The organism is Alcanivorax sp. 1008 (assembly GCF_020667895.1).
Lineage (GTDB): Bacteria > Pseudomonadota > Gammaproteobacteria > Pseudomonadales > Alcanivoracaceae > PGZG01.
In genome coordinates this window covers 65,691-83,607 of sequence record NZ_JAFMPS010000010.1, presented here as the reverse complement: position 1 = coordinate 83,607, position 17,917 = coordinate 65,691, and the positions used below count along the sequence as shown (strand labels likewise).

The following is a 17,917-nucleotide window of genomic DNA, read 5'->3' as shown; positions in this document are numbered from 1 at the left end:
AAGGAATCATGGCGATTGTAAAGTGTAAGCCGACTTCTCCGGGCCGCCGTTTTGTCGTCAAGGTGGTCGGTGAGAATCTGCACAAGGGTGCTCCGTATGCTCCGCTCACTGAGGCGAAGCAGAAGAACGGCGGCCGTAACAACAACGGTCGTATCACTACCCGTCATCAGGGTGGTGGTCACAAGCAAAAGTATCGCGTGATCGATTTCCGTCGTGATAAGGACGGTATCGCTGGTGAGGTTGAGCGTCTTGAGTATGATCCGAACCGCTCTGCACACATCGCGCTGGTTAAGTATTCCGATGGTGAGCGTCGCTACATTATCGCGCCCAAGGGTCTGAAGGCAGGTGATAAGGTCGCTTCTGGTCCGCAGGCTCCGATTAAGACCGGTAATGCGTTACCGCTGCGTAATATCCCGCTGGGTTCCACGGTTCATAATGTGGAAATGAAGCCTGGTAAGGGTGCGCAGTTGGCTCGCTCTGCTGGCGCTGCGGTGCAGGTTCTGGCTAAAGAGGGTCAGTATGTGACTCTGCGTTTGCGCTCCGGTGAGATGCGCAAGGTGCACGCTGAATGTCGCGCGACCATCGGTGAAGTGTCTAACAGTGAGCACAGTCTGCGCTCTCTGGGTAAGGCTGGCGCCAAGCGCTGGAGAGGCGTTCGTCCCACTGTTCGCGGTGTGGTTATGAACCCGGTAGATCACCCGCATGGTGGTGGTGAAGGTCGTACCTCCGGTGGTCGTCACCCTGTGACTCCATGGGGCGTAAAGACCAAGGGTTATAAGACCCGCACCAACAAGCGCACCAGCAAGATGATCGTTCGCGATCGTCGTGCGAAGTAACGGTTAGAGAGAGGTTGACGCTGTGCCACGTTCACTGAAGAAAGGTCCGTTTGTGGATCACCACCTCTTGAAGAAGGTGGAAGAGGCTGCGGAAAGCAACAGTCGCAAGCCGATCAAGACCTGGTCCCGTCGCTCCATGATTATTCCGGAGATGGTGGGTATGACCATTGCGGTCCATAACGGCAAGCAACATGTGCCTGTTCTGGTGACTGAGCATATGGTGGGCCACAAGTTGGGCGAATTCGCCCTTACCCGCACCTATCGCGGGCACATCGTGGACAAGAAGGCCAAACGGTAAGGTAGCGAGCCATGGCGACTGAAATTGCAGCCCATCTGCGCGGAGCACGTATCTCTGCCCAGAAAGCCCGACTGGTGGTAGACCAGATTCGTGGCAAGAAAGTTGAAGAGGCCCTGAACACTCTGACGTTTTCTCCCAAGAAAGCGGCCAAGTTGGTGAAGAAGGTTCTGGAATCCGCGATTGCAAATGCGGAAAACAACGACGGTGCGGATGTGGATGAGCTGAAAGTCTCTACTGCGTTCGTAGATGAAGGCATGTACATGAAGCGGATCAAGCCGCGCGCCAAAGGCCGCGCTGACCGGATTCTGAAGCGTACTTGCCACATCACCGTCAAGGTTTCGGAGGAGTAACCAGATGGGCCAGAAAGTTCATCCGATAGGTATTCGTCTGGGTATCGTCAAGGAGCACAACTCCTTGTGGTATGCAAACCCGAAGAACTACGCCGACTACTTGGTAACTGACATCAAGGTGCGAGAGCATCTGTTCAGTCGCCTGAAAAACGCATCGGTCAGCCGTATCAAGATCGAGCGCCCGGCAGACAACGTGCGGATCACTATTTTTACCGCTCGTCCGGGTATCGTGATTGGCAAGAAGGGCGAGGACGTAGAGCGTCTGCGCAAGGACGTCGCTCAGATGATGGGCGTGCCTGTTGCTATCAATATTGAAGAAGTGCGCAAGCCGGATTTGGATGCGCGCCTGGTTGCTGACAATATCGCTGGCCAGATCGAGCGTCGGGTTATGTTCCGTCGCGCTATGAAGCGCGCCGTACAGAACTCCCTTAAGGCTGGCGCAGAAGGCATTCGTGTGCAGCTGTCTGGACGTCTTGGTGGTGCTGAGATTGCCCGCACCGAGTGGTACCGCGAAGGTCGTGTGCCGTTGCACACCCTGCGCGCGGACATTGATTACGCGAGCGTGCGTGCCGAAACCACCTACGGCACCATCGGCATCAAGGTATGGATCTTCCGCGGTGAAGTTCTGGGTGGTATGGACCAGATTCAGCAGGAAGAGAAGGCAAGCAAGGCCCCGAGCAAAAAGCGCGGCCGTGGCTAAAGGGTAATTGACGATGTTGCAGCCGAAACGAACTAAGTTCCGGAAAATGATGAAGGGCCGCAACCGCGGTCTGGCGCAGCGCGGCAGCAAGGTGTCTTTTGGCACCATTGGTCTGCAGTCGGTTGCCCGTGGTCGCTTGACCGCACGCCAGATCGAAGCAGCCCGTCGCGCCATGACCAGACACGTTAAGCGTGGCGGCAAAATCTGGATTCGTGTTTTTCCGGACAAGCCGATCAGCAAGAAGCCGCTGGAAGTGCGGATGGGTAAAGGTAAAGGTAGCGTCGAGTACTGGGTGGCAGAAATTCGCCCTGGCAAGATGCTTTACGAGATGGAAGGTGTGTCGGAAGAGATTGCACGCGAGGCGTTCCGCCTGGCCGCAGCCAAGCTTCCGCTCGAAACCCGCGTCGTTATTCGGACGGTGATGTAAGCCATGAAAGCGAACGATTTGAGAAGCAAGAGCGTTGACGAGCTGAAGCAGGAGCATCTTTCTCTGCTCGAGCAACAGTTTAAGCAGCGCATGAAGAAGGCCTCTGGCCAGCTTTCCAAGACCCACGAGATCGGGAACGTTCGCCGCGATATCGCGCGCGTTAATACCATCCTGAGAGAGAAGCAGGGTAACTGATTATGGCAGACGCTAACCAGGAACTGGGCCGGACCGTTACCGGCAAAGTAGTTTCTAATAAAGGCGAAAAGACAATTACGGTTCTCGTCGAGCGCCGGGTAAAGCACCCGGTGTATGGCAAGTTCCTGCGCCGTTCAACCAAGTTGATGGCGCACGATGAAAACAACCAATGCCGCGAAGGCGACATTGTCACCATTGAGGAGTGCCGTCCTCTGTCCAAGCGTAAGACTTGGATGCTGGTGAATGTAGTGGAGCAGGCCCCGCAGGCCTGAGGCGAGCGTTGCTGTAGCTGCCCAAGGGCAGAGCTGGAGAGATAAGCGATGATTCAGACCGAAACGATGCTCGAAGTGGCCGATAATAGTGGAGCCCGTCGAGTGCAGTGCATCAAGGTGCTGGGTGGTTCCAAACGCCGTTATGCCGGCGTTGGCGACATCATCAAGGTTACCGTTAAAGAGGCGATCCCCCGTGGTCGTGTCAAGAAAGGTGACGTGATGAACGCCGTTGTGGTGCGTACCCGTAAGGGCGTTCGTCGCCCGGATGGCTCCGTGATCCGCTTCGACGACAACGCTGCTGTGTTGCTTAACAACAACAAGGCGCCGATCGGTACACGTATCTTCGGACCGGTTACCCGGGAACTGCGTAATGAGCAGTTTATGAAGATTATTTCCCTGGCACCTGAAGTTATCTAAAGGCGGGTGAAGGTATGTTGAAAATCAAACGTGATGACGAAGTTGTCGTGATCGCCGGTAAGGACAAGGGTAAGCGCGGCAAGGTTCAGCGTGTGCTGGATAACGGTCGGCTTGTTGTGTCCGGTGTGAACATCGTCAAGAAGCATGTGCGGCCTAACCCGCAGCGTGGCATTCAGGGCGGCATCGTCGAACAGGAAGCGAGTATTCACCACTCCAACGTGGCGATCTGGAACGCTCAGGCGCAGAAGGCGGATCGGGTGGGTTTCCGCGAGGAAGAGGGCAAGAAGGTCCGATTCTTCAAGTCCAACAACGCAGCGCTGGACGCTTGAGGTCGATTGAGTCATGAGCAACTTCAAGAAAAAATATGATAGCGAGATTGTGCCTAAGCTCCTCGAAGAGTTCGGTTACAAGAACGTTATGGAAGTGCCGCGCATTACCAAAGTCACCCTGAATATGGGTGTTGGTGAAGCGTCCCAGGATCGTAAGGCAATTGATGGCGCAGTATCGGACATGACCAAGCTGTCCGGTCAAAAGCCGGTGGTTACTCTGGCGCGCAAGTCAGTTGCCGGTTTCAAGATTCGTGAAGGCTGGCCGATTGGTGTCAAGGTGACACTGCGTAGCGAGCGTATGTACGAGTTTATTGAGCGACTGGTTTCCGTGGCGGTTCCTCGGGTCCGTGACTTCCGTGGTTTGAATGCGAAGTCTTTCGACGGCCGTGGTAACTACTCCATGGGTCTGCGCGAGCAGATCGTGTTCCCGGAAATCGAGTTTGACAAGGTTGATAAGATTCGCGGTATGGACATTACGGTGACCACCACGGCTAAAACCGATGACGAAGCACGGGCACTGTTGCGTGCCTTCAACTTCCCGCTGAAGAGCTGAGGTAGAGAGTCATGGCCAAGACTTCAATGGTAGAACGGGAAAAGAAGCGCGCCAAACTGGTTAAACAGTATGGTGCCAAGCGTGATGCCCTGCGCGCAATTATGCAGGATCCAAATGCGGAGCCTGAGGCGAAGTGGGATGCGCAGGTTAAGCTGCAGAAGCTACCGCGTGACTCTTCCCGGATTCGTCAGCGTAATCGCTGCCGTATCACCGGTCGTCCGCACGGCGTTTATCGCAAGTTCGGTTTGGGCCGCAACAAGCTGCGTGAAGCAGCAATGCGTGGCGATGTGCCGGGCCTGGTCAAGGCCAGCTGGTAAGCAGGAATAGCGGAGCGATAGCATGAGCATGCAAGATACCCTGGCGGATATGTTTACCCGTATCCGTAACGCACAGATGGCCAAGAAAGCTGACGTGGAAATGCCGTCCTCTACTACCAAGGCTGCAGTTGCCAAGGTTTTGCAGGATGAAGGTTACATTGGTGACTACAAGGTTACCGGTGAGGCTGGCAAGCCGATTTTGTCCATCGATCTTAAGTACTTCGAGGGCAAGCCGGTAATTGAGCGTATCAAACGAGTGAGCACACCCGGTCTGCGCATCTACAAGAGCGCAGGTGATATCCCGAAGGTGAAAGACGGTCTGGGAGTTATGATCGTTTCCACCAATCAGGGAATCATGACCGACCGCGCAGCACGCAAAGCCAATGTTGGTGGCGAGCTGCTCTGCGAAGTGTTCTGACGATAGCGGCATAGACAGGTTAGGTGCAGCAATGTCGAGAGTAGCGAAAAGTCCGGTTAAGTTGCCGAGTGGCGTCGAGATTAAACTCGATGGTCAGGAGCTGACGGCAAAGGGTGCCAAGGGCACACAGAGCATCTCCATCCATCCAGCGGTGGAAGTGCGTAACGAAGAAGGCGAACTGCGCGTGTCTCCAAAAAGCGAGTCACAGCAGGCCTGGGCTCTTGCCGGGACCACCCGTGCATTGTTGTCCAACCTGATCACCGGCGTATCTGCCGGCTTCGAGCGTAAGCTGGAACTGGTTGGCGTGGGTTACAAAGCGCAGGCGCAGGGAAAGGTTTTGAACTTGACCCTCGGTTTCTCTCATCCGGTGGCGTATGAAATGCCGGAAGGTGTAACCGCTGAGACTCCGACGCAAACGGAGATCGTATTGCGCGGTATGGACAAGCAAGCTGTTGGGCAGGTTGCCGCTAACGTGCGCGCTTACCGTCCGCCAGAGCCGTATAAGGGTAAGGGTGTTCGGTATTCCGGTGAACAGGTTCGCCGGAAAGAAGCCAAGAAGAAATAACCGTTGAGATTGAAGCGATGAAAGACAAGAAAGAGCAGCGTTTGCGCAGAGCATTGCGCACCCGGACAAAGATTCGTGGTCAGGGTGTTGAGCGTCTTTGTGTGTTTCGTACTCCGCGTCACATCTATGCACAGATCATCAGCGCCAGTGGCGACACGGTGCTGGCTTCGGCCTCGACCGTTGAGAAAGATCTGCGTGGTGGAGCGACCGGCAATGCTGACGCCGCTTCTGCGGTGGGTAAATTGATTGCCGAGCGCGGCAAGGCAGCGGGTATTGCCCGTGTGGCTTTCGACCGCTCCGGGTTCCGGTATCACGGCCGGGTTAAAGCGCTGGCTGACGCCGCGCGTGAAAACGGGCTTGAATTCTAAGGGTGCGGTTTATGGCAAAGGTTGATCCCAACGAAGGTCTGCAGGAAAAGCTGGTTCAGGTGAACCGGGTGGCCAAGGTGGTCAAAGGCGGCCGCATCTTCTCTTTCACCGCACTGACGGTAGTCGGTGATGGTAAAGGTCGCATCGGTTTCGGCCGTGGCAAGGCTCGCGAAGTGCCGGCTGCTATCCAGAAAGCTCTGGAAGCTGCTCGCCGCAACATGATTCAGGTGGAGCTTGCCGGCTCTACTCTGCAGCACCCGATCCGAGCCGCCCATGGTGCCTCAAAGGTGTACATGCAGCCAGCCTCAGAAGGTACTGGTGTTATTGCCGGTGGTGCCATGCGCGCCGTGCTGGAAGTGGCAGGTGTTCAGAACGTACTGGCCAAGTGCTACGGCTCGACCAATCCGGTCAACGTTGTACGGGCCACCTATGAAGGTCTGAAAAGCATGTCCTCGCCGGAGCAGGTAGCAGCCAAGCGTGGCAAGACCGTAGAAGAGATCCTGGGCTGAGGCCTGGCTGTAACGGGAACAGAACAATGGCGAAGATTAAAGTTACTCAGACCAAGAGCAGCAACGGCAGAGTGCAAGCCCAGAAGGCGACCCTGCGTGGCTTGGGCCTGCGTCGTATCGGCCACACCGTCGAGCTTGAAGACACTCCGGCTGTGCGTGGCATGATCGGTAAAGTTTATTTCATGGTCCAGGTTGAAGGAGCGTAATCATGCGTCTTAACGAATTGCGTCCCGCAGCTGGTGCCAAAAGCGCACCTAAGCGTCTCGGTCGTGGTATCGGTAGCGGCCTTGGCAAGACCGGTGGTCACGGCCATAAAGGTCAGACAGCTCGCTCTGGCGGCTCCATCAAGCCAGGTTTTGAAGGCGGCCAGATGCCGCTGCAGCGTCGTTTGCCGAAGTTTGGTTTTAAATCCAAGATGGCTGCCGGCACTGCCGAGGTGCGTCTGGGAGAGCTGGCTAAGATTTCTGCGGACGTGGTAGATCTGGCCGCTTTGAAGGCATGCAACGTTGTCCGTCATGACATGGTGCGTGCTCGGATTATCCTGAGCGGCACCATCGAGCGGGCTGTTACCGTGCGTGGTATTGCAGTGACCAAAGGTGCGCGAGCGGCTATTGAAGCTGCCGGCGGCAAGGTCGAGGAGTAAGTATAAGCATGGCCAGGAATCAAGCCCAGAGTCTGCCGAACGGAACCAGCCCTGACAGCTCCGCTATGCGGCAGCTATGGAAGCGCATTGGTTTCCTGCTCGGGGCTCTGGTGGTGTTCAGGATTGGCGCGCATATTCCGGTTCCGGGAATTAATCCGGATGCTTGGGCGCGCCTGTTCGATGACAACCGGGACACCTTCCTTGGCCTGTTTAACATGTTCTCTGGCGGTGCGCTGGAGATGATGAGTATTTTTGCGCTGGGCATCATGCCGTATATCTCTGCGAGCATTGTTATCCAGTTAATGACGGCGGTGGTTCCTACCCTTGAGCAGCTGCGCAAGGAAGGTGAGTCCGGTCGCCGCAAGATCACCCAGTACACCCGCTATTTGACCGTGGTGCTGGCTCTGATCCAATCGTTCGGTGTGGCTGCGGGCCTGCATAGTCAGGGCGCAAGTCTGGTCGGAGATGGTGGCGGTTTGGCGTTGGCATCGTTTTATTTCGTTGCCGTGACATCGCTGGTTACCGGAACTGTATTCCTTATGTGGCTGGGTGAGCAGATTACCGAGCGTGGTATTGGCAACGGCATTTCCATGATTATCTTCGCGGGTATTGTAGTTGGCCTGCCAGGTGCAGTAGTCCAGTTGTTTGAGTCTGCCCGTCAGGGGGAGATCAACCTGCTGGTGATGCTGTTGGTTCTCGCGATTGCCATCGCGGTGATCTACGGGGTGGTATTTGTCGAGAGAGGCCAGCGCCGTATCACGGTAAATCACGCTCGTCGTCAGGAAGGCCGCAAGATTTACTCTGCTCAGCAGAGTCACTTGCCACTTAAAGTGAACATGGCGGGCGTTATCCCGGCGATTTTTGCCAGCTCAATCCTGCTTTTCCCAGCCTCCATTAGTCAGTGGTTTGGTAGTGCTGGTGGTGATTCTGCCTGGTCCGGTGTATTGCGCGGTGTTACCGATGCCCTGCAACCTGGTACCCCGCTATATATTCTGCTGTTCACCGCCGGGATTGTGTTTTTCTGCTACTTCTATACGGCTTTGATGTTCAACCCGAAGGACGTGGCGGACAACCTGAAGAAGTCCGGTGCTTATATTCCGGGGATTCGCCCAGGTGAGCAGTCTGCCCGTTATATCGACACGGTTATGGGACGTCTGACTTTGATTGGTGCTGCATACATGTCACTGGTATGTCTGTTGCCGATCTTCTTGCAGGCGGCATGGAATGTGCCCTTCTATCTCGGCGGCACCTCGCTGTTGATCGTGGTGGTAGTGGTGATGGACTTCTGGAGTCAGGTGAATGCTCATCTGATGTCCACTCAGTACGAGAAGCTGATGAAGAAGTCCAATATGAAAGGTTATGGCAGCACCGGTCTGGTGCGCTGATTCAGAGAAGAGGCTAAGGCAATGAAAGTACAGGCTTCGGTGAAGACGGTGTGCCGTCAGTGCAAGATTGTCCGCCGTAAAGGTCGGGTGATGGTGATCTGCGCCGCAGAACCGCGTCACAAGCAGCGCCAGGGCTGATTCCGGACCCCGGAATCACGCACAGGTTGAAATCCGTCGGTTCAGACGATAGTATCGCCGCCCTTCGGCTGTACCCAAGAATCGGCAAGTAGAGTGTAAATCGGAGATATTCGGATGGCCCGTATTGCAGGCGTTAACATCCCTGACAACAAGCACGCGGTTATTTCGCTGACCTATATTTTTGGCGTCGGCAATACCACGGCTAAGAAGCTTTGTGCTTCTACTGGCATTGACCCCACCACCAAGGTGCGTGATCTGTCAGAAGCACAGCTCGACGCCCTGCGTGGCGAAGTAGCGAAGCTGCCGGTCGAGGGTGACCTGCGTCGGGAAGTAAGTATGAACATCAAGCGGTTGATGGATCTCGGGTGCTTCCGTGGCATTCGTCATCGTCGCGGCTTGCCGGTGCGTGGACAGCGTACCAAAACTAATGCCCGGACCCGTAAAGGTCCGCGGAAACCGATTCGCAAATAAGTCCTGAGTCCAGGTAGGCACGTATCATGGCGAAAAAAGACAGTGGCGCACGTCGGAAGAAGGTAACCCGTACCGTAGCGGACGGGATTGCGCACGTACACGCGTCCTTCAATAACACTATCATCACCATTACAGATCGTCAGGGGAATGCTCTTTCCTGGGCGACCTCTGGTGGTGCCGGGTTCCGTGGCTCGCGTAAAAGCACCCCTTTTGCTGCTCAGGTTGCAGCAGAGAACGCGGGTAACGCAGCCAAGGACTACGGTTTGAAGAACCTTGAAGTCCGTGTCAAGGGCCCAGGCCCTGGTCGTGAGTCGTCAGTACGTGCGCTGCACGCCTGTGGCTACAAGATCACCAGCATTCAGGACGTGACGCCGATTCCGCATAATGGCTGCCGTCCGGCCAAAAAGCGTCGCGTGTAACGGGAGTAAGAAAGCATGGCAAGATATCTAGGTCCGAAGTGCAGACTGTCCCGTCGCGAAGGCACGGATCTGTTCCTGAAGAGTGGTATTCGTCCGCTCGACTCGAAGTGTAAGGCAGATCAGCTTCCTGGTTTTGCAGCCGCCTCCCGTCGTGGCGGTCGTCTGTCTGACTATGGCGTTCAGCTGCGCGAGAAGCAGAAAGTACGCCGCATGTATGGTGTGCTGGAAAAGCAGTTCCGTAATTATTACAAGAAGGCGTCGGCCAGCCGTGGTGCCACTGGTGAAGCTCTGCTTCAGCTGTTGGAAAGCCGCTTGGATAACGTCGTCTACCGCATGGGCTTCGGTTCGACTCGCTCGGAAGCGCGTCAGCTGGTTAGCCATCGCGCCATTTTGGTAAATGGCCGCTCGGTAAATGTTGCCTCTTATCAGGTACAACCGGGTGATGTAGTTTGTGTGCGCGAAAAGTCCAAGAACCAGCTGCGTGTAAAGAGCGCAATGGAACTGGCTCAGCAGCGTGGATTTGCGCCATGGATCGAAGTCAACGAGAAAGGTCTGGAAGGGACTTACAAGGCCCGTCCAGAGCGCGTTGACCTGCCGGCCGAGATCAACGAGAACCTGATCGTCGAGCTTTACTCGAAGTAAGCACAGCCTGAGGGATTTTCATGACCGCCGTGAACGATTTTCTGACTCCGCGCGCTATCGCGGTCAATGCCGTTACGCCGACTCACGCCAAAGTGGTTCTTGAACCGCTTGAGCGCGGGTTCGGTCATACCCTCGGTTCCGCCCTGCGCCGCATTCTGCTTTCCAGTATGCCGGGCTGTGCGATTACCGAAGTTGAGATCAATGGTGTTGAGCACGAGTATTCTGCCATTGAAGGCGTTCAGGAAGATGTGATCAACATCCTGCTGAACCTGAAGGGCATTGCTCTGCGCATGGAAGACCGCGAAGAAGCGGTGCTAGAGCTTAATAAGAAGGGCAAGGGCCCGGTTACCGCTGGTGATATTCAGCGTGATCACAGTGTTGAGATTATCAATCCTGATCACCTGATTTGTACCATCAATGGTGATACTGACCTGCACATGAAGCTTAAGATTACCAAGGGTCGCGGCTATGTTGCTGCAGATTCCCGTCGCTCCGAAGACGATGAGACCCGTGGTATTGGTCGCCTGCAGCTTGATGCCAGCTATAGCCCGGTGCTGCGCGTTGCTTATGTGGTGGAAGCTGCCCGTGTAGAGCAGCGTACCGATCTGGACCGTCTTGTGATCGATCTGGAAACTAACGGGACTATCCAGCCGGAAGAGGCGATCCGCCGGGCTGCCACTATCCTGCAGCAACAGATTGCCGTGTTTGTGGATCTGGAGCAGGAGCGTAAGGTCGAGAAGAAAGAGCACCGCGAAGAGGTGGATCCAATCCTGCTTCGTCCGGTTGACGACCTTGAGCTGACCGTACGTTCGGCCAACTGCCTGAAGGCAGAGAATATTTATTACATCGGTGATCTGGTTCAGCGCACCGAGGTTGAGCTGCTGAAAACCCCGAATCTGGGTAAGAAGTCGCTCACCGAGATCAAGGACGTACTGGCCTCCAAGGGCCTGTCTCTGGGCATGCGCCTTGAGAGCTGGCCGCCGGTCAGTTTGCGTGAAGATGATCGCCTGACCAACCGACTGCGTTAATTGAATTGACTGGGCGCCACTGGCGCCCGTTAGCAAAGGAACAGAACCATGCGTCATCGCAAAAGCGGCAGAAAGTTTAACCGCACCAGTGCCCACCGCCAGGCCATGCTGCGTAATATGGCGGTGTCGCTGATCGAACACGGTGCCATTAAGACAACCTTGCCGAAAGCCAAGGAGCTGCGCAGCGTCGCTGAGCCGTTAATTACTTTGGCTAAGGTAGACTCGGTTGCTAATCGCCGGCTGGCGTTTGCTCGTACCCGCTCGAAGGAAGCTGTAGGCATCCTTTTCAATGAGCTGGGCCCGCGCTATGCCAGCCGTCCAGGCGGCTATATGCGTGTCCTGAAGATGGGCTACCGTACTGGCGACAATGCACCTATGGCGTATGTAGAGCTTGTAGACCGCCCTGATACGACTGCGGCTGCTGAGGCAGAGTAAGTAGTACTGACCACAGGTGTTGACGAAAAGCCGGGCATTGCCCGGCTTTTTGTCTTATTGATGTCTGGTTTAGTGTGCAGGTAGCCAGTTGGGCGAGGCGTTGCCAGAGCAACAATGCCCGGCAACGCGTGCTCTGGCTTTATAGCACTGCCTTAAGAAAGCGGCCGGTGTGGGACGTCTTGCTAGCTGCTACTTTTTCCGGGGGGCCTTCGGCGATAATTTGGCCTCCTCCATCACCTCCTTCGGGGCCAAGGTCGACAATCCAGTCCGCCGTTTTGATGACATCCAGATTGTGCTCGATCACAACAATGGTATTGCCCTGATCGCGCAGCCGGAACAGAACGTTTAGCAGCTGCTGAATATCATGGAAGTGAAGTCCGGTGGTTGGCTCATCGAGAATGTACAGGGTCCGGCCGGTGTCGCGCTTGGATAGCTCGCGTGCCAGCTTGATGCGTTGCGCCTCGCCCCCGGAAAGGGTCGTCGCTGATTGACCCAGAGTGATATAGCTTAGTCCCACGTCAATCAGCGTCTGTAGTTTTCTTGCCAGTGCAGGCACCGCATCGAAGAACTCTCGAGCATCTTCCACCGTCATGCCCAGTATCTGATGGATGTTCTTACCTTTATATAGGATCTCCAGTGTCTCGCGGTTGTAGCGCTTTCCGCCACACACCTCGCAGGGCACATAGATGTCGGCAAGAAAGTGCATCTCGACCTTGATGACCCCGTCGCCCTGGCAGGCCTCACAGCGCCCTCCGCGCACATTGAAGCTGAAGCGGCCGGTCTTGTATCCACGGGACCGAGCTTCCTGGGTGCCCGCAAACAGGTCTCGGATAGGGGTAAATAGTCCTGTGTAGGTTGCTGGATTGGAGCGCGGCGTGCGGCCAATCGGGCTCTGGTCAATATCGATAACCTTGTCAAAGTGCTCCAGCCCCTCGACTTTGGTGTACGGGGCTGGCTTTAGCAAAGTGGCACCATTTAAGCTGGTCGCCGCTAGCGGGTACAAGGTGGCGTTAATTAGCGTCGACTTGCCTGATCCGGACACCCCGGTCACGCAGGTCATCAGGCCCACCGGGACTTTCAGGGTGGCATTCTTCAGGTTGTTACCGCTGGCTCCATGCAGAGTCAGCCAGCTTTTGCTTGGCGCGCTACGCTGCTTGGGGCCGCTTATTTGTTTGCGCTTGGACAGGTAGTCACCGGTCAAGGAGCGGGCGCTACCCATAATCTGTGCCGCGCTACCCTGAGCAACCACCTCGCCGCCATGGACGCCTGCGCCGGGGCCGATGTCGATAACATAGTCGGCCAGCATAATGGCTTCTTCATCGTGCTCCACGACCAACACGGTATTGCCGAGATCGCGTAGCCGCGTCAGTGTGGCCAGCAGGCGCTCGTTATCGCGCTGGTGCAGGCCGATGGAAGGCTCGTCAAGGACATACATTACCCCAACAAGGCCGGCGCCAATCTGTGATGCCAGTCGTATTCGCTGAGCCTCTCCGCCAGATAGGGTGTCTGCATTACGAGCAAGTGTCAGGTACTCCAGGCCGACATTGACCAAAAATTGCAACCGATCACGAATTTCTTTGAGAATCTTTTCGGCAATCTGGCCGCGGTGTCCAGGTAATGCCAGCTCAGTGAAATAACTGAATGCCTTGCCAACGGGGAGAGCCACCAGGTCTGGTAGTGGACGATTGTCGATAAAGACATGGCGAGCAGTCTCCCGCAGGCGCGATCCGCCGCAGTCGGGGCAGCGCGAAGTGCTCATGTAGCTGGCGAGGTCTTCGCGCACGCTCTCCGATTCGGTCTCCCGATACCGGCGCTCCATATTTGGCACGATGCCTTCAAAGGGGTGGCGGCGTAACACAACGTCACCCCGATCATTCAGGTAGCGAAACTCCACGACATCCGTGCCTGTGCCGTAGAGAACCTTTTGACGCATTGTTTTACTGAGTTTCTTGAAAGGTTTGTCGATGTCTATGCCAAGAAACTCCGCCAGCGAGGTGAGCATCTGGAAATAATAGACATTGCGACGATCCCATCCTCTAATCGCTCCTTCTGCCAAAGAAAGCTCATCCGAGACAATGACCTTATCCTCGTCAAAGTACTGCTTTACGCCAAGCCCATCACAGCTGGGGCAGGCCCCGGCCGGATTGTTGAAAGAAAACAATCGTGGCTCGAGATCCGGTATGGAATAGCCGCAGTGTGGGCAGGCGAATCGAGCGGAGAACACGATCTCTTCACCACTGCCCTCCATCGGGGCAATTACGGCAATACCGTCAGCCAGCTCCAGTGCGGTCTCGAATGATTCCGCAAGGCGGTTGGAAAGATCGCTGCGCACCTTGAAGCGATCAACCACTACCTCAATGGTGTGCTTCTTGTTTTTGTCCAGCTCAGGAGCATCATCAAGTTCATGCACGCGACCATCAATGCGTGCGCGAATAAATCCCCGTGCACGCAGCTGGTCAAATAGTGCGAGGTGTTCGCCCTTTTTATCCCGCACAACCGGTGCCAGCAGCATTAGTTTACTGCCTTCTGCCATGTCCATTACCTGGTCGACCATCTGGCTGACGGTCTGTGCGGCCAACTCCACTTCATGTGTTGGGCAGCGTGGTTCGCCTGCGCGGGCGTACAGTAGGCGCAGGTAATCGTAGATTTCAGTAATTGTGCCAACAGTAGAACGCGGATTATGGCTGGTGGACTTTTGTTCGATGGAAATGGCGGGAGACAGGCCTTCTATATGGTCAACGTCAGGCTTTTCCATCATCGACAGGAACTGGCGAGCGTAGGTCGAAAGTGACTCGACATAGCGTCGCTGACCTTCTGCGTAAAGAGTATCAAATGCAAGTGATGACTTTCCCGAGCCAGATAGGCCGGTAATCACTACCAGTTTGTCTCGGGGAATGTCGATGTCGATATTTTTCAGGTTGTGGGTGCGAGCACCGCGAACCAGGATCTTGTCCATGGGGGATAACTACTGGTCAAAATGACAGGACAGTATAGGCGATTTGCTGTGAAGGCACTATGAGGAGCAAGCACTAACAGTACAAAATCAGGCCCAAAAAAAACCGGCTAAGGCCGGCTCTTTTGGGGCGTCTGATTAAGGTGCTAATGGGTCACAGGTTTTCCTGTGCCCAGTTAACAGCTTGCAGGCGATTTGATGCGTTGATCTTTTTGAAAATATTGTAGATGTGAGTCTTGATGGTGTGCGGACTAAGGCTCAAGCTGCGAGCAATATCTGAGTTTTTCGCGCCAGTCGCCAGCACTTTAAGCACCTCAACTTCGCGATCTGTCAGCGTGACTTCGCTGCGAGCAAAGGTTTTGTTAAAGCCACGTGATTTCATCAGGTACTGCTGCAAAACCTTGCGTGGTAGCCACAGCTCGTTTTCCATCATCGCCCGCACACCCTTGAGCAGGTGATCCTGCGGGCAGTCATGCAGGAAACCACCGTTCACCATGGGCAGACCTGCAAGGCGGGACAGAGAGTCTTCATCATCAACATTGAAAATGCCTATGAGCAAATCGCCAACCACTTCCTGATCAATTTCCATCAAATGGCTGATCAGGGTGTTGATATCGATAGTGTTGAAGTCTCCAAGCACCAGTGTCTGCTCAAGGCTGCGAACCTGATCTGCTGAGATCTCCTCAACGCGACGTAGAGCAGTTGCAGGCAGTCCCTGCTTGTTAAGAAATTCTGCTAGCAATGAGTTTTGCAGATGCTGTCCGCCGACGACATATACTTGTTGTTGTGTGTCCAAATCAGTCATAGCCATCCATCCGGGAGTATTCCAGTGACACCGCAGCCCCCCCACTCAACTGAGCCGGGCTAAGAATAAACGGTGAACAGAGGGAATCTATCATCAGTTGCCCCAAGGTTCAATTTGTACCGGACCTGGCCACATGCCCTTTGACCATTGGGCGTTGAAGGCGGACGCTATCCCTGCCAGAAGCGCACCCGCCTCAACGGGATGGGCGCACTTGGCCCATCTATCGGGTACGATGCACCGCTGACGCAAACCTGACACAATAACCAGCCTTAATGCGGCACGGACTGACGGAGTAATGGCATGGCGCGCGGTATCAACAAGGTAATTCTGATTGGCAACCTCGGAAATGACCCGGAAACCAAATTTCTGCCCAGCGGCGGTGCGGTGACCAATGTCAGCCTGGCTACATCCGAGTCGTGGAAGGATAAGCAGACCGGGCAGCAGCAGGAGCGCACCGAGTGGCACCGAGTGGTGTTCTTCAACAAGCTCGCCGAAATTGCCGGCGAGTACCTCAAGAAAGGTAGCAAGGTCTATGTCGAGGGCAGTCTGCGTACTCGCAAATGGCAGGGTCAGGATGGGCAGGATCGCTACACCACCGAGATTGTAGTCAGCGATATGCAGATGCTGGATGGTCGCAGTGACGGAGCCAGCGCTGGCCAGTCCCGCCAGGGCTATTCGGCACCAGCCTCCTCTGCCCCAGCGGCGGCGCCGGCAGCCGCGAGCGGCGGCTATGCGGCGCCGTCCGGCGACTTTGACGACGATATTCCGTTCTAAGGAACATAGAGCCTATGCTTCTGAAACCAGTCTGGTGGCTGGCGCTGCTGCTGTTATCGGTGCTTGTCTGGGTGGTATGGCTGATCCCGGCGAAACCGGTTATCGGGCCGCTTGATGGTGTGATGCTGGGGCAGGCGCCGTTGCGGGTTGTCCGTGTTGAGGGCCGCTTATGGGATGGCGGAGCCGGCTGGCAGTGGCAACAACTGCGTGGTGTATTGCACTGGCAGGTTGACTGGCGTGGTCTGGTGCCCGGGGTTGAGTTTGCACTCTCTGGAGACATCGTCGCCAGTGGCTGGTTAGGTAGTGGTGGCAGCGGTGTGGAGCTGATAAACGTAGACGTTGCGGCGCCTCTTGCCCCCCTGATTGCGGGAATGCCAAACATCTCTGCGGAGGGCAATCTGTCGCTGCGCGGGCTGTCACTCCAGTGGACGGACGAGGGGCCTGCCGGCGCGCAGGGCAACCTTGGCTATACTGGCGGCTATGTGTCCTGGGCCGCCGGCCAGGGCGCCACATTGCCGCCGTTGCAAGGTACGCTACGTCAGCAAGGGGAGGCGGCGGTGGTCGAGGTTTACTCGCCCGAGGGAGAACTTCTGGCGGATGGGGCGCTCGATAGGGACAATGCTCGCTTGCGCGTCTATCGGTCGTGGCCCGCCTTGCTCGGCTTTAGTCAGGGCGGCAGCGCCGATGATGTAGTATTTGAAACCAGTCAGCAGTTGGTGCAGTAACGATAATGAAAATCATAATGACACGGATGCGACCCGCCTAGTGATGAACCCGGATTCCGTCTCCCGTCAACTTTCCCGTGTGGAGCGTCCTGCGCAAATGTTGCTGGCGTTGTTGCTTGCAGTCTGGCTGGCCTGGTGGATTGCAGATACCTTCTGGCTGATGGCCAGTGGCCCGTCGGCGCCGGTAGCCGGGGATAATATGCCGGTGATAAGCGTTGATAGCTCCGCTCGCGTGGCCACTGTGAATCTGGATCGTATTCGCGCCTGGGAGGTATTTGGTCAGCCCGGTGAGCGAGAAAATGTGGTTTCGGTGGAGTCTGCCCCGGATACTCGTCTTCGGCTCGAGCTGTTAGGTCTGTTCCAACACCCTGAGAGTGCTCAGGCCGGAGCCATCATCGCAGAGCAGGGCAAAGAGGGAGAATTGTTCCGGGTGGGCGATCGTTTGCCCGGCAATGCTACGCTAGAGGAGATTCTGGCGGATAGGGTGATTTTGCTGCGTGCAGGTCAGCGAGAGGCGCTTCGTTTGAAAGAGGCAGAGCTTGGTGGCGTTGCCTCTACTTCTCAGGCAGCCCAGACTCGGCCGCGTCTGGATCGACGAAATATGGAGTCGCGCCCGGCCGCTCGAGTGTCGCCGCAAGAGCAGACTGCAGAGCTAGGGTTGCCTGACGATGCCTCAGCCCAGCGCCAGATGATTATTCAGCAAATGGGACTGGAGCCCAGTGACGGGGAAGGCTATCAAATCGGTGCCGGCGCCCCTCGGCAGATCCTCCAGCAAATTGGTTTGCGGACCGGCGATGTGATCGTGTCTGTGAATGGTCATACTCTTGGCCAAGAGGGCAGTGATCTCGCTGCTCTGGAAGAGTTCCGTAACACTGGTGCAGCAAGCATCGTGGTACAACGTGGCGCACAGCGCTTCACTGTGAATTATCCGCCGTAGGAATCTGG

29 protein-coding genes are annotated in these 17,917 nt (G+C 55.9%); 27 read left to right on the top strand and 2 right to left on the bottom strand.

Translation table 11 applies throughout. The features are described 5' to 3' along the window. Window positions 1-8: 8 nt before the first annotated feature. From rplB to rplQ, 24 genes are all read left to right on the top strand, one after another. Entirely contained in the window at window positions 9-836 is an 828-nt protein-coding gene (gene rplB / locus J1C54_RS11975; protein WP_229148069.1) for a 50S ribosomal protein L2, read from the top strand. A gap of 22 nt (window positions 837-858) precedes the next feature. After that, on the top strand, window positions 859-1,134 hold the full coding sequence (gene rpsS / locus J1C54_RS11970; protein WP_229148068.1) for a 30S ribosomal protein S19: 276 nt from the start codon (window positions 859-861) through the stop codon (window positions 1,132-1,134). 11 nt (window positions 1,135-1,145) lie between these two features. Then, a complete protein-coding gene (gene rplV / locus J1C54_RS11965) occupies window positions 1,146-1,484 on the top strand; it encodes a 50S ribosomal protein L22 (RefSeq protein ID WP_229148065.1) in 339 nt (112 codons plus the stop codon). A gap of 4 nt (window positions 1,485-1,488) precedes the next feature. Continuing rightward, window positions 1,489-2,184: a 30S ribosomal protein S3 gene (gene rpsC / locus J1C54_RS11960; RefSeq protein ID WP_229148064.1), complete on the top strand. Its 696-nt coding sequence runs from the start codon at window positions 1,489-1,491 to the stop codon at window positions 2,182-2,184. Between the two features lie 13 nt (window positions 2,185-2,197). Next, on the top strand, window positions 2,198-2,611 hold the full coding sequence (gene rplP / locus J1C54_RS11955) for a 50S ribosomal protein L16 (protein WP_229148063.1): 414 nt from the start codon (window positions 2,198-2,200) through the stop codon (window positions 2,609-2,611). A gap of 3 nt (window positions 2,612-2,614) precedes the next feature. Further along, window positions 2,615-2,806: a 50S ribosomal protein L29 gene (rpmC, locus tag J1C54_RS11950; RefSeq protein WP_229148062.1), complete on the top strand. Its 192-nt coding sequence runs from the start codon at window positions 2,615-2,617 to the stop codon at window positions 2,804-2,806. A gap of 2 nt (window positions 2,807-2,808) precedes the next feature. After that, window positions 2,809-3,078 (top strand): 30S ribosomal protein S17, encoded by a 270-nt coding sequence (rpsQ, locus tag J1C54_RS11945; RefSeq protein ID WP_229148060.1) that lies wholly within the window; start codon window positions 2,809-2,811, stop codon window positions 3,076-3,078. A 48-nt stretch (window positions 3,079-3,126) separates the two neighbouring features. After that, a complete protein-coding gene (gene rplN / locus J1C54_RS11940; RefSeq protein ID WP_229148057.1) occupies window positions 3,127-3,495 on the top strand; it encodes a 50S ribosomal protein L14 in 369 nt (122 codons plus the stop codon). Window positions 3,496-3,509: 14 nt separating this feature from the next. After that, window positions 3,510-3,824, top strand: a complete 315-nt coding sequence (gene rplX / locus J1C54_RS11935) for a 50S ribosomal protein L24 (RefSeq protein WP_229148056.1) — start codon at window positions 3,510-3,512, stop codon at window positions 3,822-3,824. A gap of 13 nt (window positions 3,825-3,837) precedes the next feature. Next, on the top strand, window positions 3,838-4,377 hold the full coding sequence (gene rplE, locus J1C54_RS11930) for a 50S ribosomal protein L5 (RefSeq protein WP_229148055.1): 540 nt from the start codon (window positions 3,838-3,840) through the stop codon (window positions 4,375-4,377). Between the two features lie 11 nt (window positions 4,378-4,388). Next, on the top strand, window positions 4,389-4,694 hold the full coding sequence (rpsN, locus tag J1C54_RS11925) for a 30S ribosomal protein S14 (RefSeq protein WP_229148052.1): 306 nt from the start codon (window positions 4,389-4,391) through the stop codon (window positions 4,692-4,694). 22 nt (window positions 4,695-4,716) lie between these two features. Next, on the top strand, window positions 4,717-5,112 hold the full coding sequence (gene rpsH, locus J1C54_RS11920; protein WP_229148051.1) for a 30S ribosomal protein S8: 396 nt from the start codon (window positions 4,717-4,719) through the stop codon (window positions 5,110-5,112). 31 nt (window positions 5,113-5,143) lie between these two features. Further along, the gene (gene rplF / locus J1C54_RS11915; protein WP_229148048.1) at window positions 5,144-5,677 is read left to right on the top strand and encodes a 50S ribosomal protein L6; all 534 of its coding nucleotides are present in this window, start codon (window positions 5,144-5,146) and stop codon (window positions 5,675-5,677) included. A gap of 17 nt (window positions 5,678-5,694) precedes the next feature. After that, entirely contained in the window at window positions 5,695-6,045 is a 351-nt protein-coding gene (gene rplR / locus J1C54_RS11910) for a 50S ribosomal protein L18 (RefSeq protein ID WP_229148043.1), read from the top strand. Between the two features lie 11 nt (window positions 6,046-6,056). Then, on the top strand, window positions 6,057-6,554 hold the full coding sequence (rpsE, locus tag J1C54_RS11905; protein ID WP_229148039.1) for a 30S ribosomal protein S5: 498 nt from the start codon (window positions 6,057-6,059) through the stop codon (window positions 6,552-6,554). 26 nt (window positions 6,555-6,580) lie between these two features. Further along, window positions 6,581-6,760 (top strand): 50S ribosomal protein L30, encoded by a 180-nt coding sequence (rpmD, locus tag J1C54_RS11900; protein ID WP_229148033.1) that lies wholly within the window; start codon window positions 6,581-6,583, stop codon window positions 6,758-6,760. A 2-nt stretch (window positions 6,761-6,762) separates the two neighbouring features. Then, the gene (gene rplO, locus J1C54_RS11895) at window positions 6,763-7,197 is read left to right on the top strand and encodes a 50S ribosomal protein L15 (protein WP_229148029.1); all 435 of its coding nucleotides are present in this window, start codon (window positions 6,763-6,765) and stop codon (window positions 7,195-7,197) included. A gap of 8 nt (window positions 7,198-7,205) precedes the next feature. Further along, window positions 7,206-8,582: a preprotein translocase subunit SecY gene (gene secY, locus J1C54_RS11890; RefSeq protein WP_229148027.1), complete on the top strand. Its 1,377-nt coding sequence runs from the start codon at window positions 7,206-7,208 to the stop codon at window positions 8,580-8,582. Between the two features lie 21 nt (window positions 8,583-8,603). Next, the gene (rpmJ, locus tag J1C54_RS11885; protein WP_229148013.1) at window positions 8,604-8,720 is read left to right on the top strand and encodes a 50S ribosomal protein L36; all 117 of its coding nucleotides are present in this window, start codon (window positions 8,604-8,606) and stop codon (window positions 8,718-8,720) included. A 114-nt stretch (window positions 8,721-8,834) separates the two neighbouring features. Continuing rightward, on the top strand, window positions 8,835-9,191 hold the full coding sequence (gene rpsM / locus J1C54_RS11880) for a 30S ribosomal protein S13 (RefSeq protein WP_229148012.1): 357 nt from the start codon (window positions 8,835-8,837) through the stop codon (window positions 9,189-9,191). Window positions 9,192-9,217: 26 nt separating this feature from the next. Next, a complete protein-coding gene (rpsK, locus tag J1C54_RS11875; RefSeq protein WP_229148010.1) occupies window positions 9,218-9,610 on the top strand; it encodes a 30S ribosomal protein S11 in 393 nt (130 codons plus the stop codon). Window positions 9,611-9,625: 15 nt separating this feature from the next. Further along, window positions 9,626-10,252, top strand: coding sequence for a 30S ribosomal protein S4 (gene rpsD, locus J1C54_RS11870; RefSeq protein WP_229148004.1), 627 nt, complete (start codon window positions 9,626-9,628; stop codon window positions 10,250-10,252). Between the two features lie 20 nt (window positions 10,253-10,272). Further along, window positions 10,273-11,280, top strand: a complete 1,008-nt coding sequence (gene rpoA / locus J1C54_RS11865) for a DNA-directed RNA polymerase subunit alpha (protein ID WP_229148001.1) — start codon at window positions 10,273-10,275, stop codon at window positions 11,278-11,280. A gap of 48 nt (window positions 11,281-11,328) precedes the next feature. After that, a complete protein-coding gene (rplQ, locus tag J1C54_RS11860) occupies window positions 11,329-11,715 on the top strand; it encodes a 50S ribosomal protein L17 (protein WP_229147999.1) in 387 nt (128 codons plus the stop codon). A gap of 139 nt (window positions 11,716-11,854) precedes the next feature. On the opposite strand, the gene uvrA is transcribed toward rplQ, so the two are convergent. Next, complete coding sequence (gene uvrA / locus J1C54_RS11855) at window positions 11,855-14,671, bottom strand: excinuclease ABC subunit UvrA (protein ID WP_229147996.1); 2,817 nt, start codon at window positions 14,669-14,671, stop codon at window positions 11,855-11,857. A gap of 151 nt (window positions 14,672-14,822) precedes the next feature. Next, complete coding sequence (locus J1C54_RS11850) at window positions 14,823-15,473, bottom strand: LuxR C-terminal-related transcriptional regulator (RefSeq protein WP_229147993.1); 651 nt, start codon at window positions 15,471-15,473, stop codon at window positions 14,823-14,825. A gap of 300 nt (window positions 15,474-15,773) precedes the next feature. Between J1C54_RS11850 and ssb the strand changes: the two genes are divergently transcribed. The 3 genes from ssb to J1C54_RS11835 are packed head-to-tail and all read left to right on the top strand — an operon-like array spanning window position 15,774 to window position 17,909. After that, window positions 15,774-16,247 carry a single-stranded DNA-binding protein gene (gene ssb, locus J1C54_RS11845; protein WP_229147992.1) on the top strand — a complete coding sequence of 158 codons (474 nt, stop codon included), beginning with the start codon at window positions 15,774-15,776 and terminating at the stop codon, window positions 16,245-16,247. Window positions 16,248-16,261: 14 nt separating this feature from the next. Next, a complete protein-coding gene (locus J1C54_RS11840) occupies window positions 16,262-16,972 on the top strand; it encodes a type II secretion system protein N (RefSeq protein ID WP_229147991.1) in 711 nt (236 codons plus the stop codon). Between the two features lie 43 nt (window positions 16,973-17,015). Continuing rightward, window positions 17,016-17,909 (top strand): type II secretion system protein N, encoded by an 894-nt coding sequence (locus J1C54_RS11835; RefSeq protein ID WP_229148162.1) that lies wholly within the window; start codon window positions 17,016-17,018, stop codon window positions 17,907-17,909. Window positions 17,910-17,917 lie beyond the last annotated feature (8 nt).

What these genes read in the sequence shown, in the direction of transcription:
- rplB (WP_229148069.1), top strand. Translation starts at nt 9, where the DNA reads ATGGCGATTGTAAAGTGTAAGCCGACTTCTCCGGGCCGCCGTTTTGTC.
- rplV (WP_229148065.1), top strand. Translation starts at nt 1,146, where the DNA reads ATGGCGACTGAAATTGCAGCCCATCTGCGCGGAGCACGTATCTCTGCC.
- rpsC (WP_229148064.1), top strand. Translation starts at nt 1,489, where the DNA reads ATGGGCCAGAAAGTTCATCCGATAGGTATTCGTCTGGGTATCGTCAAG.
- rplP (WP_229148063.1), top strand. Translation starts at nt 2,198, where the DNA reads ATGTTGCAGCCGAAACGAACTAAGTTCCGGAAAATGATGAAGGGCCGC.
- rpmC (WP_229148062.1), top strand. Translation starts at nt 2,615, where the DNA reads ATGAAAGCGAACGATTTGAGAAGCAAGAGCGTTGACGAGCTGAAGCAG.
- rpsQ (WP_229148060.1), top strand. Translation starts at nt 2,809, where the DNA reads ATGGCAGACGCTAACCAGGAACTGGGCCGGACCGTTACCGGCAAAGTA.
- rplN (WP_229148057.1), top strand. Translation starts at nt 3,127, where the DNA reads ATGATTCAGACCGAAACGATGCTCGAAGTGGCCGATAATAGTGGAGCC.
- rplX (WP_229148056.1), top strand. Translation starts at nt 3,510, where the DNA reads ATGTTGAAAATCAAACGTGATGACGAAGTTGTCGTGATCGCCGGTAAG.
- rplE (WP_229148055.1), top strand. Translation starts at nt 3,838, where the DNA reads ATGAGCAACTTCAAGAAAAAATATGATAGCGAGATTGTGCCTAAGCTC.
- rpsN (WP_229148052.1), top strand. Translation starts at nt 4,389, where the DNA reads ATGGCCAAGACTTCAATGGTAGAACGGGAAAAGAAGCGCGCCAAACTG.
- rpsH (WP_229148051.1), top strand. Translation starts at nt 4,717, where the DNA reads ATGAGCATGCAAGATACCCTGGCGGATATGTTTACCCGTATCCGTAAC.
- rplF (WP_229148048.1), top strand. Translation starts at nt 5,144, where the DNA reads ATGTCGAGAGTAGCGAAAAGTCCGGTTAAGTTGCCGAGTGGCGTCGAG.
- rplR (WP_229148043.1), top strand. Translation starts at nt 5,695, where the DNA reads ATGAAAGACAAGAAAGAGCAGCGTTTGCGCAGAGCATTGCGCACCCGG.
- rpsE (WP_229148039.1), top strand. Translation starts at nt 6,057, where the DNA reads ATGGCAAAGGTTGATCCCAACGAAGGTCTGCAGGAAAAGCTGGTTCAG.
- rpmD (WP_229148033.1), top strand. Translation starts at nt 6,581, where the DNA reads ATGGCGAAGATTAAAGTTACTCAGACCAAGAGCAGCAACGGCAGAGTG.
- rplO (WP_229148029.1), top strand. Translation starts at nt 6,763, where the DNA reads ATGCGTCTTAACGAATTGCGTCCCGCAGCTGGTGCCAAAAGCGCACCT.
- secY (WP_229148027.1), top strand. Translation starts at nt 7,206, where the DNA reads ATGGCCAGGAATCAAGCCCAGAGTCTGCCGAACGGAACCAGCCCTGAC.
- rpmJ (WP_229148013.1), top strand. Translation starts at nt 8,604, where the DNA reads ATGAAAGTACAGGCTTCGGTGAAGACGGTGTGCCGTCAGTGCAAGATT.
- rpsM (WP_229148012.1), top strand. Translation starts at nt 8,835, where the DNA reads ATGGCCCGTATTGCAGGCGTTAACATCCCTGACAACAAGCACGCGGTT.
- rpsK (WP_229148010.1), top strand. Translation starts at nt 9,218, where the DNA reads ATGGCGAAAAAAGACAGTGGCGCACGTCGGAAGAAGGTAACCCGTACC.
- rpsD (WP_229148004.1), top strand. Translation starts at nt 9,626, where the DNA reads ATGGCAAGATATCTAGGTCCGAAGTGCAGACTGTCCCGTCGCGAAGGC.
- rpoA (WP_229148001.1), top strand. Translation starts at nt 10,273, where the DNA reads ATGACCGCCGTGAACGATTTTCTGACTCCGCGCGCTATCGCGGTCAAT.
- rplQ (WP_229147999.1), top strand. Translation starts at nt 11,329, where the DNA reads ATGCGTCATCGCAAAAGCGGCAGAAAGTTTAACCGCACCAGTGCCCAC.
- uvrA (WP_229147996.1), bottom strand. Translation starts at nt 14,671, where the DNA reads ATGGACAAGATCCTGGTTCGCGGTGCTCGCACCCACAACCTGAAAAAT.
- J1C54_RS11850 (WP_229147993.1), bottom strand. Translation starts at nt 15,473, where the DNA reads ATGACTGATTTGGACACACAACAACAAGTATATGTCGTCGGCGGACAG.
- ssb (WP_229147992.1), top strand. Translation starts at nt 15,774, where the DNA reads ATGGCGCGCGGTATCAACAAGGTAATTCTGATTGGCAACCTCGGAAAT.
- J1C54_RS11840 (WP_229147991.1), top strand. Translation starts at nt 16,262, where the DNA reads ATGCTTCTGAAACCAGTCTGGTGGCTGGCGCTGCTGCTGTTATCGGTG.
- J1C54_RS11835 (WP_229148162.1), top strand. Translation starts at nt 17,016, where the DNA reads ATGAACCCGGATTCCGTCTCCCGTCAACTTTCCCGTGTGGAGCGTCCT.